Source organism: Spirillospora sp. NPDC048823 (assembly GCF_043198445.1).
Lineage (GTDB): Bacteria > Actinomycetota > Actinomycetes > Streptosporangiales > Streptosporangiaceae > Spirillospora.
On sequence record NZ_JBICUT010000017.1, the window covers coordinates 149,160 to 165,340 of the forward strand.

General features: G+C 71.9%; 13 protein-coding genes. 11 read left to right on the plus strand and 2 right to left on the minus strand.

Annotation, left to right across the window (positions count from 1 at the left end; all coding sequences use genetic code 11):
* Positions 1-216: 216 nt before the first annotated feature.
* Complete coding sequence (locus ACGFK0_RS31305; protein ID WP_392911385.1) at positions 217-1,506, plus strand: ATP-grasp domain-containing protein; 1,290 nt, start codon at positions 217-219, stop codon at positions 1,504-1,506.
* 27 nt (positions 1,507-1,533) lie between these two features.
* Positions 1,534-2,784, plus strand: a complete 1,251-nt coding sequence (locus tag ACGFK0_RS31310) for an NAD(P)-binding domain-containing protein (RefSeq protein WP_392911387.1) — start codon at positions 1,534-1,536, stop codon at positions 2,782-2,784.
* Between the two features lie 73 nt (positions 2,785-2,857).
* Here the strand turns inward: ACGFK0_RS31310 and ACGFK0_RS31315 are convergent, their stop codons facing one another.
* On the minus strand, positions 2,858-3,106 hold the full coding sequence (locus tag ACGFK0_RS31315; RefSeq protein WP_392911389.1) for a hypothetical protein: 249 nt from the start codon (positions 3,104-3,106) through the stop codon (positions 2,858-2,860).
* Between the two features lie 421 nt (positions 3,107-3,527).
* Between ACGFK0_RS31315 and ACGFK0_RS31320 the strand changes: the two genes are divergently transcribed.
* The 3 genes from ACGFK0_RS31320 (at position 3,528) to ACGFK0_RS31330 (ending at position 6,438) form a co-directional block, all read left to right on the plus strand.
* Positions 3,528-4,361: a hypothetical protein gene (locus tag ACGFK0_RS31320; RefSeq protein WP_392911391.1), complete on the plus strand. Its 834-nt coding sequence runs from the start codon at positions 3,528-3,530 to the stop codon at positions 4,359-4,361.
* Positions 4,362-4,576: 215 nt separating this feature from the next.
* On the plus strand, positions 4,577-5,710 hold the full coding sequence (locus ACGFK0_RS31325; protein WP_392911393.1) for a chaplin family protein: 1,134 nt from the start codon (positions 4,577-4,579) through the stop codon (positions 5,708-5,710).
* Positions 5,711-5,856: 146 nt separating this feature from the next.
* Complete coding sequence (locus tag ACGFK0_RS31330; protein ID WP_392911396.1) at positions 5,857-6,438, plus strand: class E sortase; 582 nt, start codon at positions 5,857-5,859, stop codon at positions 6,436-6,438.
* A gap of 50 nt (positions 6,439-6,488) precedes the next feature.
* Here the strand turns inward: ACGFK0_RS31330 and ACGFK0_RS31335 are convergent, their stop codons facing one another.
* Positions 6,489-7,484, minus strand: a complete 996-nt coding sequence (locus ACGFK0_RS31335; RefSeq protein ID WP_392911398.1) for a matrixin family metalloprotease — start codon at positions 7,482-7,484, stop codon at positions 6,489-6,491.
* Positions 7,485-7,865: 381 nt separating this feature from the next.
* On the opposite strand from ACGFK0_RS31335, the gene ACGFK0_RS31340 reads away from it, so the two are divergent.
* The 6 genes from ACGFK0_RS31340 to ACGFK0_RS31365 all read left to right on the plus strand — a co-directional run bounded on the left by ACGFK0_RS31340 (position 7,866) and on the right by ACGFK0_RS31365 (position 16,166).
* Positions 7,866-8,861: a PRC and DUF2382 domain-containing protein gene (locus ACGFK0_RS31340; protein ID WP_392911400.1), complete on the plus strand. Its 996-nt coding sequence runs from the start codon at positions 7,866-7,868 to the stop codon at positions 8,859-8,861.
* A 471-nt stretch (positions 8,862-9,332) separates the two neighbouring features.
* Positions 9,333-11,282 (plus strand): glycoside hydrolase family 3 protein, encoded by a 1,950-nt coding sequence (locus ACGFK0_RS31345; protein WP_392911402.1) that lies wholly within the window; start codon positions 9,333-9,335, stop codon positions 11,280-11,282.
* 157 nt (positions 11,283-11,439) lie between these two features.
* Positions 11,440-12,276: a patatin-like phospholipase family protein gene (locus ACGFK0_RS31350; RefSeq protein ID WP_392911404.1), complete on the plus strand. Its 837-nt coding sequence runs from the start codon at positions 11,440-11,442 to the stop codon at positions 12,274-12,276.
* Between the two features lies 1 nt (position 12,277).
* On the plus strand, positions 12,278-13,252 hold the full coding sequence (locus ACGFK0_RS31355; protein WP_392911406.1) for a 1-acyl-sn-glycerol-3-phosphate acyltransferase: 975 nt from the start codon (positions 12,278-12,280) through the stop codon (positions 13,250-13,252).
* Between the two features lie 4 nt (positions 13,253-13,256).
* A complete protein-coding gene (locus tag ACGFK0_RS31360) occupies positions 13,257-13,670 on the plus strand; it encodes an RNA-binding S4 domain-containing protein (RefSeq protein WP_392911408.1) in 414 nt (137 codons plus the stop codon).
* 987 nt (positions 13,671-14,657) lie between these two features.
* On the plus strand, positions 14,658-16,166 hold the full coding sequence (locus tag ACGFK0_RS31365; protein WP_392911411.1) for a peptidoglycan recognition protein: 1,509 nt from the start codon (positions 14,658-14,660) through the stop codon (positions 16,164-16,166).
* The last annotated feature ends 15 nt before the right edge of the window (positions 16,167-16,181 follow it).

Here is a 16,181-nt window from a genome sequence, read left to right on the forward strand (position 1 = left end):
TGAGCGCGAGTGGCAGCATGACGGACACGGCCAGAACAGGAAGGAGCGGGCAGAGCGGAATCGGCGTTTTCCGCCGGTGCCGTGACGACCGCCCGGCGGAATGGATATCGGCAGCTCGCATGCGTATCGTATGCCCTGGGCGTACGCCGCCGAACAAATATACCGGGCGGGATGACGCCAAAATTTACAATCCGCTGGAATGGGTCCGCTGAACGCATGTTCGTTGATACGAAGGTCCCGTCGAGGACTCACCTGGATTCCGGTCTTCCCGTCCTGCTGCTGCGCACCGACCGCAACGTCTTCCATCACGGGACGCTCGGCGCGATCAGAAGCCTCGGACGCGCCGGGGTCCCGGTGCACGCCATCCTGGAGGGGCGCGGCAATCCCGCGTCCCGCTCCCGCTACCTTTTCCGCGGGCATCCGTGGGCGCCGCCCGCCGAGCGGCCGGCCGCGCTGCTGAGCCACCTGCGGGTGATCGGGGAGCGGGTCGGCGGGCCGGCGCTGCTCGTCCCGCTGGACGACGCCGGAGCGATCTTCGTCGCCGAGCACGCGGACGCGCTGACGCCCCACTTCGTCTTCCCCCACCAGGACCCGGACGTCCCCCGGCGCGTCGCCGACAAGGCGCTGCTGCTGGAAGCGTGCGCCCGGTACGGCATCACGTGCCCGCCGAGCCGGACGCCCGCGTCCGCCCACGATGTGGACGAGGCCGCCGGTGAGTTCGGCCTTCCCCTGATCGCCAAGTGGGCGCGGCCGTGGCGGCTCGGCCCCGGCATGCGGAGCACCGCGGTGGTGTACACCCTCGGCGAGTTGCACCGGCTGTTCGCCGCCACCCGCGACCGCGACCCGGACGGCGACGCGGGCCCCCTCATCCTGCAGCGGCGCATCGCGACCTCCGACGGCGACTGGTTCTTCCAGGGCTACTTCGACGAGAGCTTCCACTGCCTGTTCGGCGCGACCGGCCGCAAGCACCTCGCGCATCCGCCACAGGCCGGGCACACGGTCGCGGGGGAGTGGGTCGCCAACCCCGAACTCCACCGGCTCGCCGTCCGGATCGTCCGGCTGCTGGGCTGCCGCGGGCTCGTCGATCTCGACTTCCGGCACGACGCCGACGACGGCGTCTACCACCTGCTGGACTTCAACCCGCGGATCGGCGCGCAGTTCCGGCTGTTCGCCGACCGGGACGGCCTCGACCTCGCCCACGTCCTGCACCTGCACCAGTCGGGCCGCCGCGTCCCGGACGCGCGTCCCGCGTTCGGCCGCAACCTGCTGGTGGAGAACCACTACCTCCAGGGGTCCGCAGGCCGGCGAATGCGCGCGGGAACCCTCCGCCCGCTGCGCGCGGCACCGCGCCCGCTCCGCGAGACGCTCCGCCCGCTCCGCGAGACGCTCCGCCCGCTCCGCGAGGCCGACGAGTTCGCCTGGTACGCCGGCGACGATCTGCCGCCGTTCCTCGCGATGGGACGGCAGAGCGTGCTCCGCGCGGTCGAGCGGCTCCGCACCAGGTAACACGACACTCACAGGGGGGAACGAACAATGAGCGACTCGGCCAGTGACGTCGTCATCGCCGGCGCCGGGCCCTACGGCCTGTCGACGGCCGCCCATCTGCAGAACCTCGGGCTCAACGTCAGGATCATCGGAGAACCGATGCGGTTCTGGGCGGAGAACATGCCGGAGGGCATGTTCCTGAAGTCCGAGCCGTTCGCCTCCGGCCTGGGGGCGCCGATCAGGGGCATGTCCTTCACCGAACGCCACCCGGACTGGCGGGTGGGGCAGCCGATCCCGCTGGAGACGTTCGTGACCTACGGGCGCTGGTTCGCCTCCGTCGCGATCCCGGGCACCGAGGAAGCGCAGGTCGTGAGCGTCGACCGGGCCGGCCCCGGCGGGTACCTCGTCACGCTGTCCACGGGCGAGACGATCGCGGCGCGCACGGTCGTCGTCGCCGTCGGCGTCGGGCCGTTCGCGCACATCCCGGACGAACTGGCGGGCCTGCCGTCCTGGCTCGTCTCGCACAGCAGCGCCCACCGCGACCTCGGCCTGTTCGCCGGCAAGGAGGTCGCCGTGGTCGGTGCAGGGCAGTCCGCGCTGGAGACCGCGGTGCTGCTGGCCGACGCGGGCGCGTCGCCGCACGTCCTCGCCCGCACCCGCGAACTCGACTGGAACACGGTGCCCGAGGAGCGGCGGTCCCTGTGGACGAGGGCGCGCGGCGGCCCCCGGTCCGGGCTCGGCACCGGCTACCGGACGTGGCTGTGGGCCGAATGCCCCGGGCTCGTCCGCCACCTGCCGGAGAAGACGCGGCTGCGGATCGTCCGCGAGACGCTCCCGCCCGCCGGCGCGTGGTGGCTGCGCGACCGGCTGGACGAGCGCGTCCGCGTCTCGACGGGCCGGCACCTCGGCAAGGTCGCCGAGCGGGACGACGGCGTCGCCCTCACCACCACCGACCGCACCGGCCGCCGCCTGGTGACGGAGGTGGAGCACGTCATCGCCGCGACCGGGTTCGTCCCGGACGTGGAGCGGCTCACGATGCTCTCGCCCGACCTGCGCGCCCGCGTCACCACCCGGCTGGGGGCGCCGGTGCTCAGCCGGGACTTCGAGGCGTCGGCGCCGGGCCTGTACTTCGCGGGCCTCGCCGCGGCGCCCACGTTCGGCCCGGTCATGCGGTTCGTGCACGGCGCGGACTTCGCGGCGCGGCGGATCGCGCACCACATCATCCGGCGGACGCCCCGCGTGCGGCCGCCCTCCGGCCGCCTGGAGACCGTCCCGGAGCCGGACATGCGCACGCGGTGAAGGATCCTCCTCCGGCCGGCGGGCGCACCGACGGTGCCCGCCGGTCTCCTCGGCTCGGCGCCCTGACGGGACGTCAACGCCAGGGCGGGTGCGCCCTGCGGCGTGCGCGTTCGGCGCGGGCTTGGGCGGACGTCCACTCCCAGCGGGAGTACAGCGTCCAGGCACCGGCCAGGACCCGCCTCGAACGAGTGCCCTGAGCAGCGGGAACGCTGGGGACGACGATGAGGCGGACGTCGGTGCGGGTGACGAGCCGGCGGCTGCGGCGGCTGCGGCGATGGCGCGCCGGCCACAGGTGCGCGAGCACGGGCGAGTGGTCGGGCATCGGCACGCTCCTCGGGCGGGCGGCCGCTGTGACCGTCCGCTCACCGAATGTAGCGTACGGGATACCGTTCGCCATGCTTCTCCCGAACTCCGCATGAATGCCGACCGCCCGCGCCCGCGCCCGGCGGTCCGGAACCGGGCAGAACTTCAAAGCCCGACAAAGGAGTCATCGTGCGGCCGGAATCCCGCCCGCGGTAAAACGGGAATTCATGCGCCGGTAAATGATCCGAAGACACGCCGGACGACAGAACAATGGCTTCTTGATCACGTGTTTCACGGTGCTACGTTCGAGCCCGGCCGGACCAGATCCGGACGCCGACGCGAGGAGAGAACCGGCAGTGCAGCCCGCACCGATCCAGCGCGGGGCGATAAGCCCCCAGGGTCGGCCGCGGCGTGCCCTCGTCCCGGTTCTCGTGCGCCTGATGGCCATCGCCGGATTCGCGTTCGCGGGCTGGCTCGCCCTGTCCGCACTGAGCGAATCCGCATCCGCGTCCGCGGCACAGCGGCCGACGCATCCGGACAGCACGATCCGGACCGGCCCCTGGGAGCACGATCTTCGCGATGTGCCCGGACGTGTGCGCGAGATCGGCGACCGTCCGCTGCGGCATGCCGGCTCCTGGGAGGGTGACCTCCGTGACGTGCCGGACCGTGTGCAGGAGATCGGGGATCACCCCGTGCGGTTCCTTCAGGCGCGGCGGCATGACGTGTTCGAGCGCAAGGACCGGACCGTCCGGCAGGTGAGGGAGCTGGCCGACGCGGCCGGCGTCCCGCGCGTGCGGCTGCCCCGCGTCCGGCAGGACGCACCCCTCGTGGACGGTCTCGTCCACGACATCGCGGGGCCGCGGCCGGTCCTGGACAAGGGGCTGCTGCCCGACGCCGGGGAGCAGCCGGCGGCGGAGGACGAGGCGCAGGCGGGCAACGAGGCACAGGCAGACGACGAGGCGGCGGCGCCCGGCTCCGGCACGGCCGCCCGCAGCGGTCATTCGCCGCCCACGCCCGACGCCTTCGCGGGGGACCGGAAGCCGGGCCACTGCCGGGGATGCCAGGGGAACGGGCACCTTCCCGGTCCCGTGCTGCCCTCGGGGCAGGACAACCCGCGGAGCGGCGGCAACGGCGGCCATCCGTTCTCACCGGTCGCCGACCTTCGCGGCGGCCGGTACCCGGCGGCGCCGTCCGCCGTGGAGTCCGGCACCTTCCACCGCACGGCGCTGACCGACCTGTCCGCGCCCGGCGGCCCGTCGGTCGTCCCGGACTAGCAACCCCCGGCCGGCCGGATCGGCCGGTCCCCGGACGGCCCGCGCGATTTGAGGCGCGCCGCCCGTCCCCGATCACCGAAGTGATCGCTTCCCATCTGACCTTCTCCATCGGCAACGGCCTCGCCCGGCCGCTGCGAGCTGCGCTCACCCGGACGGTGCCGCGCAGCGATCACCACCGATTCACCGAATCGCGAAACAGGACAGGAGCAACACAAATGCGCATGTGGGCAAGGAACACCGGCCGCGCCGCCCTGGTGGCCGCGGGCGCCGTCGCCGTCGGAGCCGCCTTCGGCTCCGGCGCGGTCGCGAGCGCCGACACGACGTCCGGCAACTTCAGCGTGCTGGGCGGCAACCAGCTGGAGACCCCGATCTCCATCCCGATCGAGGCGAGCGGCAACGCCGCCGCCGCGCTGGGGGCGTCGCAGGCCCAGTCGAAGGGCGGGGCCGCGGTCGAGGGCGCCCGGCACGGCGGCGGCGACGGCATGCAGACCTCCGGCAACTTCTCGATCGGCGGTGGCAACCAGATCAAGGCGCCGATCAGCATTCCGGTGGACGTCTGCGGCAACGCCATCGCGATCATCGGGCTCAGCAAGGCCCAGTGCAAGGGCGGTGCCAGCGTCTCGTCCGGTGGGAAGGGCTCCCACTACGACTCGGGCCAGGGCTACCGGAGCTACGGCTGGGGTGACGACGGCGGCTGGGGCGGCAACGGCGGCGGCGGGGGCATGCAGACCTCCGGGAACTTCAGCATCCTGGGCGGAAACCAGGTGTACGCGCCGATCAGCGTCCCCGTGAACGTGTGCGGCAACGCCGCCTCGGTGCTCGGGGCCGCGCAGGCGCAGTGCAAGGGCGGCGCGTCCGTCGAGCGCAGTGCCACCAGGGACCCGAAGATGAAGACCTCCGGGAACTTCAGCATCCTGGGCGGAAACCAGGTGTACGCGCCGATAAGCATCCCGGTGAACGTGTGCGGCAACGCCGTCGCCGTCCTGGGCCTGGCGCAGGCGCAGTGCAAGGGCGGCGCATCGGTCGGGGACGGGCCCGACGAGCTGCCGCCCACCATGCGGACACCGAAGAAGGAGAAGGTCTACAAGCCGTCCAAGAAGAGGCCCGCCGCCGGGAAGAAGAAGCTGCCGTCGACGATGCGGGCCAACGGCTCCCGCATGGCGCGGTCGGCCCCCGACTACCGGAGCGCGGACGGCCTGCCCGCCGTGCAGGGATTCGTGGACTCGCTCAAGCGGTCCGCGCCGGTGACGGTGCCGGGCGTGGACGTCAAGCCGGGGCACATCGGCCCGAAGCTGCCGACGGACGGGGGCCTGCCGGTCAAGGTCGGCTCCCCGGTCCTGAACTCCTGAAGACATCGAATCGGCGCGGGTGACGATCCGCGGCCGATGAGGTGAGGCAAAGGGGGCGGCAGACGTGCCGCCCCCTTTGCCGTCAGCGGGGATTTCCCGCCGGCCGGACTTCCCGCCGGCGGAATTCAGACCGATGGAGGTGAACCATGCTCGATCGCAAGTCCCTCGCCGCCGCGGCCCTGGCCGCGTGCTGCGGCCTGCCGGTCCTCGGCGTCCCGCAGGCGCAGGCGGAGACGCACGCGCAGGCGGAGACGGCGGCCGCGTCCGCTCGGGCCGCCGCTCCCGCCCGGCCGAAGAAGGGTGCGGTGATCGCGCGCATCCGGATCAAGCGGATGGGCTTGAAGGTGAAGGTCAGGGAAGGCGTCGGCGGCTCGGTGCTGCGGCGTGCCGTCGGGCATTATCCGAGGACGGCCCTGCCGGGACACGAGGGCAACACGGTGCTGCTCGGCCACCGGACGACCCATCTCGCCCCGTTCAACCAGCTCGACAGGATGCGGCGCGGCGACCGGATCGTCCTGTGGGTCGGCAGGACGGCCTATGTCTACAAGGCGCGGAGCATGCACGTCATCAAGCCGAGGGACCGGAGCGTCCTGGAGCCGGTGCCCTTCAAGCGGCGCAGCGCGCCCGACGGCGAGTACATCACGCTGATCACCTGCACCCCGAAGGGGTCGGACCGGCGCCGGCTCGTCGTCATCGGCACGCTTCACCACAAGAAGCGCATCCGCTGACCCTGATCGTGATGGCCGGACGCTGGACGGCGCGCGCCGACCGCCGCCGCTCAGCGTCCGCCGTAGAGGGCGATCAGACCGTCGTAGTCGCCCTTGCCGAGGGTGGCGGGGCCGTTGTCGCACGACCCGATGGACGGCGCCATCGTGAGGCCGGAGTGGTCGGCCCCTTCGACGTGGGCGAGGCCGAGGACATGCCCCGCCTCATGCGTCGCGACCGCCTCGACCGAGTAGCTTCCGGGTGAGCACGTCCCGCCCGACCACCACTTCTTTCCTTCCTCCTGCAGGGCCATGTCGGTCTCGACCGTCGTCCTGTCCCGGAACCAGATGCAGGTCGCCGCGAGGACGTTGGTCTCCGTGCCGGTCATGGGAAGCCAGCCGAACGTGTTGACCCGGTTCCGGGTCCCGCAGGCGGCCTTCCCGGTGATGTTCGGGGCGCTGCCCGATCGTCCCGCGTAGCCCTGGCCGATGTCCGGCCGCGGCGTGAACCGGCCGCCGCCGCATTCGGTGCGGGCGTCGACCATGTTGGAGATGCCCCGGGTGATGCCGGTCATGGGCAGCCCGTTCGTCCCCGGGTGGTAGCGCCACTGGACCGTGGAGCCCTTCGGCCACCTGCTGGGTTCGAGGCGGTGCACGCCGTCCTCGCAGGGATCCAGCGGCGCACGGGATCCTCGCGGCCTGCCCTCGGGCACCCGCCCGCCCCGCGTGGTGATGGTGATCTCGCCCGCGCGTCCGTCGACCTCGATGCGCAGTTCGGCGCCGCCGGTGGTGCGCAGCGCGTGCGCGACCAGCGAGGTCCCGTCGGCCGGGACGGTCGCGGTGAGCCCGTTCGCGCCGCGCACGGCCCGGCCGCGCAGGTCGCAGTCGGCGATCTTGACCCGCTGCGGCATCGCGCGGGCGGACAGGGTGCCGCCGGGCTTGCACCAGGCGGGAGAGCGCCCGGCCGCCACGGCGGTCCCGGTCCCGGCCCCGGCCGTGCACGCGAGGGCTGAGGCGACCGCCACCGCCGCCACCGCCGCCGGCCGGGACGCGCGTGAGAATCCGTGCATAGCAGTTCTCCGATGTGTGGGAACGTCCTTTCGCAGTGTTGCGCGCTCCGCGGAAAAGGAAACCGCCGCTTTCTAAAATGATCACCATCATGGGCCTTGCGTCGTCCGCAAATGGGGTGCGACGGATATGTGCCGCTGGAAAATGCCGGAGATGTCTCGCGGAGGCGGGGGTAAGTCTTCGGTAAATCGTTCACCACAATCGTGTAAACGGGTTTATCGACACCCTATTCGGAAACTCAGCAGGTAATCCGGCAACTCGGGATCAACAGAACAAGGACGCCGGTGTCGCCGACGTCCGACCGAGATTCACCGCTACCGAGTGGCGGGCTCCCCCGCCTCCCCCAACTCCTCGCCGTCCGGCAGCGTTTCACGGAAGCGGAGGTGTTCAACGTGCAGGCGCAGACGCAGGTGCGGGAACTGATGGGCATGAGCGTGACCGACACCAACGGGACGAAGGTCGGCACGATCAAGCAGGTGTACCTCAACGACGACTCCGGGGCGCCGGAGTGGGTGACGGTGCACACCGGATGGTTCGGGATGAGGGAGAGCTTCGTCCCCCTGTCCGGGGGACGCAAGAACCAGGACATGCTGCAGGTCCCGTACGACAAGGAGACCATCAAGGGCGCTCCGAACGTGGACGCGGACGAGCACCTGTCGCATGCCCAGATCGTGGACCTGTACCGGCACTACGGCGTCCGTCCCCCGGGCGGCCGCCGCACGGGCGAGACGGGCACCGCAGAGCAGGGGACGACGGGCGACCGCCGCTTGACCGGCACCGAGGCCAAGGCCGAGCGCAAGGACGAGGGCAAGGCGGGCACGCAGGGCGCCGCAGGGAAGGCCGGCGCGGCCGGCGCCGCGGGCGCCGCGGGCGCCGCGGGCGCCGCCGGGATGGCCGTACGTCCCGAGAAGGGCAAGCAGGAGCGGCAGGCCATGCCGCCGCAGTCGGCGCGCGAGGGCGCGGAGGCCCCGATGACCGAGATCACGCGGTCGGAGGAGCGGATGCGCATCGGCACCGAACGGCACGAGGCGGGCCACGTCCGTGTGCACAAGTGGGTCGAGACCGAGATGGTCGAGCGCACGATCCCCGTCTCGCACGAGGAGCTCAGGATCGACCGCGAGCCGATCACGGGCGGCGAGCCGAGCCCGGAGGTGTCGCTCTCCGAGGACGACCTGGAGATCATCCTCTACGAGGAGCGCCCGGTCATCGCCAAGGAGACCGTCCCGGTCGAGCGCATCCGGGTCCGCACCGAGCAGGTGCAGGACGAGCAGACGGTCCGCGGCGAACTCCGCAAGGAGCGCGTCGAGGTCACGCGCGACGAGGAGACCGGGACCGGGCGGGAGACCGGCCGCGGAGGCCGCGGCGACCTGCCGAAGTAGCCTCTCGCCGCACCGGAGACGCACCGGATCACGACGCGCCCGGCCGAGTCGCCCACCCGCCGACCGGCCGGGCGCCCGGCCGCCCGATGCCGGGCGCGGCCGGGAACGCGGCCGAGTGTGGCCACGGTGCCGGATGGTGCCGGACGGGGCCGCCGCCCGCCCGCGTGCGGGGCGCCCCGGCGGGCGGCCGGAAAAGGCTGGATGATCTTCCACCCCGTCTGACCAGCGCCGTCCGCGGAACTGACGGAACGTGTGGAGTCGATCACCGTCAACCCCCCTTTTCACGGTTTCCACGGGCCGCGGGCATCAATATTTAGGTTTCTTGACAGATAAGCGGGAGCAGTAGAGGTTCCTGGGTGACGACGTCACCGGTGCAGGGGTCATGGCCGTCCGGGCGAGCCATGACCCCGGGCCCCGGCGCGCGGTCCGCCGGTCCGCGCGGCGTCCTCGAAGAGACCCAGGAGGGACGACTTGCGACACCCCCACAGACGCGTCATCAGCTCCCGGATCGGGCGGTCACTGGTCGCGCTCGCGACCATCGCCGCCCTCCCGTCGGCCATCGCGGCGCAACCCGCGCTGGCCGCCGCTCCCCAGGCACCCCCGGACGACGCCCCCTACCTGAACCAGCGGCTCCCCGTCTCCAAGCGGGTCGGCGACCTGCTCGGCCGCATGACCCTGGAGGAGAAGGTCGGCCAGATGACGCAGGCCGAACGCGGCGCCATCGACGGGGACCGCGACCAGATCACGGAACTGGCGCTCGGCTCCGTGCTGTCGGGCGGCGGTTCCGTGCCGGCCGACAACACCCCCGAGGGCTGGGCGGACATGGTGGACGCCTACCAGTCGAAGGCGCTCGCCACCCGGTTGAAGATCCCGCTGCTGTACGGGATCGACTCCGTGCACGGCCACAACAACCTCGTCGGCGCGACCGTGTTCCCGCACAACATCGCGATGGGCGCGACCCGCAACCCCGACCTGGTCCGCCGGCAGCAGCAGATCACGGCCACGGAGACCAGGGCGACCGGGCCGCAATGGATATTCGGGCCGTGCATCTGCGTCGTCCGTGACATGCGCTGGGGCCGTGCCTACGAGGCCTACGGCGAGGACCCGAGGCTCGTCATCGAGATGGAGACCGGCATCGAGGGTTTCCAAGGCCGCCACAAGCGGGACCTGAAGAGCCCCAGGCACGTCCTGGCGACGGCCAAGCACTACGCCGGTGACGGCGACACGGTGTTCGGCTCGTCCACCACCGGGACCTACACCATCGACCAGGGCGTCACGGTCACCGACCGCCGGGCGTTCGCGAAGATCGACCTGTCGCCGTACGCCGTGGCCGTGCAGAAGTACGACGTCGGCAGCATCATGCCGTCGTTCTCCAGCGTGGACTGGAAGGAGGACGGCGTCGGCAACCCCGTCAAGATGCACGCGCACAAGGAGCTGCTGACCGACGTCCTCAAGAAGAAGATCGGCTTCGACGGCTTCCTCATCAGCGACTGGGCGGCCATCCAGCAGATCCCCGGCGACTACGCCACCCAGGTCCGGACGTCCGTCAACGCCGGCGTCGACATGTTCATGGAGCCCTACAGCGCCCCGCAGTTCGTCGAGACGCTGCTCGCCGAGGTCCGCGCGGGACGCGTGCGGGAGTCGCGCGTCGACGACGCCGTCAGCCGCATCCTGACAGCCAAGTTCGAACTCGGCCTGTTCGAGAAGCCGTACACCGACCGCAGGCACGCCGGCACGATCGGCTCCCCGGCGCACCGCGCGGTCGCCCGGCAGGCCGTCGCCGAGTCGCAGGTCCTGCTGAAGAACTCCGGCCGCGCGCTGCCGCTGAGGCGCAACGAGGAGATCTACGTCGCGGGCACCAACGCCGACGACATCGGCAACCAGGCCGGCGGCTGGACGGTCACGTGGCAGGGGCAGTCCGGCGACATCATCCCCGGCACGACGATCCTGGAGGGCATCAAGCAGAACTCCGGGCACGTCACCTACAGCGAGGACGCGTCCGCGCCGATGTCGGGCAGTGACGTCGGCATCGTCGTGATCGGCGAGACGCCCTACGCCGAGGGCGTCGGCGATGTCGGCAACGGGCACACGCTGAACCTGTCCGACGCCGACAAGGCCAACATCGACAAGGTGTGCGGCGCGATCGAGACCTGCGTCGTCCTCGACGTCGCGGGCCGGCCGCAGATCGTCACCGACCGGCTTCCGGACATGGACGCGTTCGTCATGTCCTGGCTGCCCGGCAGTGAGGGCGCGGGCGTCTCCGACGTCCTGTTCGGCAAGCGTCCGTTCAAGGGCCGCCTCCCGGTGAGCTGGCCCCGCAGCGAGGACCAGGAACCCGTCAACGTCGGCGACCGGAACTACGACCCGCTGTTCCCCTACGGCCACGGTCTGCGGACCCGCCGCGGCCACCACCGCCACTGAGCCACGCCCATCCGGATGACGGGCCGGCCGCCCACCACCCAAGGCGGCCGGCCCGCTTCCTTCGCCGGATCACGCAGATCACGTGGAAACGCCGGGTTCACGCCGTTTACCGCCGGTTTCGCTGGAGAGGCTGCCCTCAGCGTTCGAAGGAGGGCGGGTGGATCGTGAGCCGCGGGTCGCGTTCGTGCTCGGAGGCGGTGGCGTGCTCGGCGCGCACGAGGTCGGCATGTTGCGGGCGCTGCAGGAGCACGGCGTCCACCCCGACGTCGTCGTGGGGACGTCGATCGGTGCGCTGAACGGCGCGTTCGTCGCCGCCGACCCGGGCACGGCGGTCGAGCGGCTCACCGGCCTGTGGGCGGACGACTCCGTCCGCGACGTGTTCGGCGCCCGCGTCTGGGCGCGGCTGTGGACGCTCGCCCGCTCCGGTACCCACCTGCACTCGAACGAGCCGCTGCGCCGGATGCTCGGCGAACTGCTGCCCGTCGAGACGTTCGAGGAACTGGCCGTCCCGTTCCAGTGCGTCGCCGCCGGGATCGAGACGGCGATGGCGCACTGGTTCACCGGCGGGCCGCTCATCCCGGCGGTGCTGGCCTCGTCCGCCGCGCCGGGGCTGCTCCCGCCCGTCCGGATCGGGGACCGGCACTACTTCGACGGCGGTCTCGTGCACAGCATCCCGGTCGGCCGCGCCGTCATGCTCGGCGCCACCACCATCTACGTCCTGCACGTCGGGCGCATCGAGCGCGACCTGGCGCCGCCGCGCCGGCCGTGGGAGGTCGGCATGGTCGCGTTCGAGATCGCGCGGCGGCACCGCTTCTTCGAGGAGATGTCGAGCCTGCCGGACGGTCTGGACGTGCACGTCCTCCCCGCGGGCGGCAGACCGCAGAAGGCCGGGGTCGACCTCGCCCAGATGCGGTACCGGAACCTGTCGGGAATCCGCGCTCACATCGAGCGCGCCTACCAGGCATCCTTGGAGTACCTCGAAGAACGAGCGTGAGATGCTTCCTCCCCCCTTCGTCCGCCGCCTCCTCCTCACTCCGCTGCTGTTCGTCCTCACCGTGCTGGTCGTCGTGGTGTTCCCGGTCGCCTACCCGCTGGCGATCGTCCTGGGACGCGACCGCAGACGCGTCGCCCGGCTGCTGTGGTTCACGCTGGCGTGGGGGACGCGGGAGTCGGTCGCCGTCGTGGAATGCGGATGGCTGTGGTGCCGGCGCCGGGCCCGCGACGACCGGCACTACGACATCATCCGCCGCTACGTCGCCGGCCTGTACGCGGTCGCGGAGCGGCGCCTGGGCCTCCGCGTGGAGATCGAGGGCGAAACCGAGACCGGGACGGCGGGCGAGGACCGCCCGCTGATCGTCCTCAGCCGGCACGCGGGCCCAGGCGACGCGCTCCTCCTCGTCCACCATCTGCTCGCCGACTACCGGCGGCGGCCCCGCGTGGTCATGAAGGCGCAGCTCCAACTCGACCCCTGCATCGACATCGCGGCGAACCGCATGCCGAACGTGTTCGTCACGCCCGGCGGCCGCGCCATCGACGACATCGGCCGCCTCGCCTCCGGCCTCGGCCCCCGCGACGCCCTCGTCATCTTCCCCGAGGGCGGCAACTTCACCCCGGAACGGCGGCGGCGCGCGATCCGGCGGCTGGCCCGGCTCCGCCGCGCCGACGAGGCGGAACGCGCGACCCGGATGCGGAACCTGATGCCGCCGCGGCCCGGCGGGGTACTGGCCGCCCTCGACTTCGCCCCGTCCGCCGACGTCGTGTTCGTCGCGCACATCGGCCTCGACCACATGACCACCGCGGGCGACATCTGGCGGCGCGTCCCGCTCACCGGCGTCGTCCACGCCCACTGGTGGCGGATCCCCGCCGAGGACGTCCCCGCCGACCGCGACGCCCGCACCGACTGGCTGTACACGCAGTGGGAACGCGCCGACGCCTGGATCACCGCCAACCGGGCACCCGCGCCGGAGTGACATCATGGAACACATGGGCGACGAGGGGACGGTGCGGGTCGATCTGTGGCTCTGGTCCGTGCGCCTGCTGAAGACCCGCTCAATGGCGACCACCGCCTGCCGCGCGGGCCACGTCCGCGTGAACGACGAGCGGGCCAAACCGTCCACCGCGGTGAAGCCCGGTGACGAGATCCGGCTCCGCCACGACGGACGGGAGCGGATCGTCGTCGTCCAGAAGATCATCCGCAAGCGGGTCGGGGCGCCCGCCGCCGCCGAATGCCTCATCGACAAGAGCCCGCCCCCGCCGCCGCGCGAGGCGCTGATCCCGGTCGGCCGCCGCGAACGCGGAGCGGGCCGTCCCACCAAACGCGACCGGCGCGAGCTGGAACGCGTCCTGGACCGCTACCGCACCCTCAACAACCCGCCCGAAACGGACTGACCGCGCGGCCCAGAGCGGCTCACCGCAGACCTCGGCCACGCCCCGCCGGGCGGACCCGCAGATCACGACCGCAGACGACACGGGACGGCCCTGTCCGGCGGGTCAGCTCGTCCCGGACGGGGCCTTGCTCAGGTCCACGACGCAGAAGACGTTGCCCGGCGAGCCGGACCGGGCCTTCCGGGCCGACCGCGGCGCGGAGGGCGACCCGTCAAGGCGGAGGAGGCCCGCTCCGCGGGCGCGCCGGTCGCGGCCGCCGCCAGTCGCGACTTGCCGGCCCCGCCGGGGCCGAGGAGCGTCACCAGCCGCGCCCGGCCGGCGGCGGACTCGATCTCCGCCAGCTCCGCGCCACGTCCGACGAACGAGGTGCGCGCGGCGGGCACCCCGGCCACCGTCCCGGCCTCCCCGTCAGCATCCGCCAATGATTCCGCACCCCGCGCGGAGCCCGGACGGATCCACAGGACTCCGAAGCAGCATCGCCGCGCGAGGCCCCGTTCGGCCCACCCCCTGGTGGCCGGCCGCCGTGACCCGCGGCCTGGTGCACCTTTATGGCACCCGGCGCGCGAAACCCTGACCCCTGGCCCTTTCGAGGCCGACGACGAGAATCGCCACGAACACGCTCCAGGTATTAATGGCAACGGAATGTATCCAAAGATGGTGTGGCTGCTCGGCAGAGCCGATTTCAGCGAAGTTGAGCAGATTTCTTTGGCCCACTTCTCGCGGCCGATTGACCGCGAAAGCCAATACCATTCGACTCGCGGGTGCAAGCCTCCTTCTTTAGACAGCGTCAGACGCCGGCGACGTGTCACACTCCCGAGCACGACATGACTCTGACCTCGGATTATGTGCGATCCCCTAAGGGGGGAGCTGTAGCGGCGGTGGTCCGCGCCGATGGCCGGAGCCCGCGTTTCCGGCGGACGAATCTGTTAATGTCCTCGCCATCGTTTTCCGGGGGGAAAATTTTAGTCGGGCATCGTTGGAGGTTTTGTCGTGTTCGGAAGTACCCGGGGCCGCGTGGCCGTGCTGTCCACCGCGGGGGCGGTGGCCGTGGCGGGGGCCGTGACCTACGGAATGGCGCGTCCCGCGGAAACATCGTCCTCACCCGCCTCGAACATGGCGCCCGTCAAGGGCGAAGTGCGCACCATCGCACTGCACGGGCAGGGAAAGGCCCCCTGGGCGAAAGGACGTCCGGCCGCGGGGATTCCCGGCACCGGGACCGAGTCGTTCAGCATGCTCGGCATCACCTGGGAAGCGGTACGCGCCGACCTGAAGGGCGCGGTGGCGATCAGGACCCGCTCCGCCGGCACCGGTGCCTGGTCGCCGTGGCAGAAGCTGGAAACGGACGGCGGTGACGCCCCCGACTCCCGTTCGCCGGAGAGTTCCGGATCGCGCGGCGGCACCACGCCGCTATGGGTCGGGCCGTCCGACGGCGTCGAAGTGCGGGTTTTGGGCCGCGCCGGCAGCGAGCTCCCCGACGGGTTGCGGGTCGACCTGGTCGACCCGGGAGGCAAGGGGCGCGGCCGTCCTACGCACGCCGGCCCGAAGAAGACCCACACCAAGGGCCCGCACGGCCCGACGGGCACCGCGACGCCCACCGCGACGCCCGACGACCCGTCGCCCACCGGCTCCGAGACGCCCACCGCCTCGCCGAGCCCGACGTCCAGCCCCTCCGCTCCGAGCGAGACGCCCACTCCCACGCCGACCGCCTCCGAGCCCATCGCATCCGCGTCGCCCGCTCCGGAGACCCCCACGCCGAGCCGGACACCCAGCCCGACACCGACCGCCGCGGAACCCACCGCCTCGGCCACACCGACGGCGTCGCAGTCCCCGAGCCCGACGACGTCTCCGAGCGCGCCCGCGCCCCCGTCGCCCAGCCCGACCGAGACCACCGCGGACCCGGCTCCGCGTCCGGCGATCACCTCCCGTGCCCACTGGGGTGCGGACGAGTCGCTGGTGAAGGAGGCGCCCGACTACGACCAGTCCGTCAAGGCCGTGTTCGTCCACCACACCGACACCGGCAACGCCTACACCTGCGACCAGTCACCGCAGGTGATCCGGTCGATCTTCACCTACCACGTCACGAGCCTCGGCTGGAACGACATCGGGTACAACTTCCTGGTCGACAAGTGCGGCACCCTGTTCGAGGGACGGGCCGGCGGGGTGGAGCGGCCCGTGCACGGCGCCCACACTTACGGGTTCAACACCGACACCACCGGCGTGGCCGTGCTCGGCACCCACATCAGCGTGGCCCCCGCCCAAGCGGTCCTGGACACCGTCGCCAAGGTCTCGGCATGGAAGCTCGGCATCGTCGGCCAGAACCCGGCCGGCAAGGTCACCCTGACCTCCCAGGCACCGGACGGCGCCGGCAAGTACCCCTACGGCAGCCAGGTCGCCTTCAACGCCATCTCCGGACACCGCGACGGCTTCGCCACCGAATGCCCCGGCGAGGCCCTGTACGCCAAATTGCCCACGATCCGCACCGCGGCATCCGGCCTGTAACGGGCTCTCATCTGC

Excerpts from the sequence above, each read along its gene's own strand:
- ACGFK0_RS31360 (WP_392911408.1), top strand. The coding sequence starts at position 13,257 with ATGGAACACATGGGCGACGAGGGGACGGTGCGGGTCGATCTGTGGCTC.
- ACGFK0_RS31335 (WP_392911398.1), bottom strand. The coding sequence starts at position 7,484 with ATGCACGGATTCTCACGCGCGTCCCGGCCGGCGGCGGTGGCGGCGGTG.
- ACGFK0_RS31330 (WP_392911396.1), top strand. The coding sequence starts at position 5,857 with ATGCTCGATCGCAAGTCCCTCGCCGCCGCGGCCCTGGCCGCGTGCTGC.
- ACGFK0_RS31315 (WP_392911389.1), bottom strand. The coding sequence starts at position 3,106 with ATGCCCGACCACTCGCCCGTGCTCGCGCACCTGTGGCCGGCGCGCCAT.
- ACGFK0_RS31305 (WP_392911385.1), top strand. The coding sequence starts at position 217 with ATGTTCGTTGATACGAAGGTCCCGTCGAGGACTCACCTGGATTCCGGT.
- ACGFK0_RS31325 (WP_392911393.1), top strand. The coding sequence starts at position 4,577 with ATGCGCATGTGGGCAAGGAACACCGGCCGCGCCGCCCTGGTGGCCGCG.
- ACGFK0_RS31310 (WP_392911387.1), top strand. The coding sequence starts at position 1,534 with ATGAGCGACTCGGCCAGTGACGTCGTCATCGCCGGCGCCGGGCCCTAC.
- ACGFK0_RS31355 (WP_392911406.1), top strand. The coding sequence starts at position 12,278 with ATGCTTCCTCCCCCCTTCGTCCGCCGCCTCCTCCTCACTCCGCTGCTG.
- ACGFK0_RS31320 (WP_392911391.1), top strand. The coding sequence starts at position 3,528 with ATGGCCATCGCCGGATTCGCGTTCGCGGGCTGGCTCGCCCTGTCCGCA.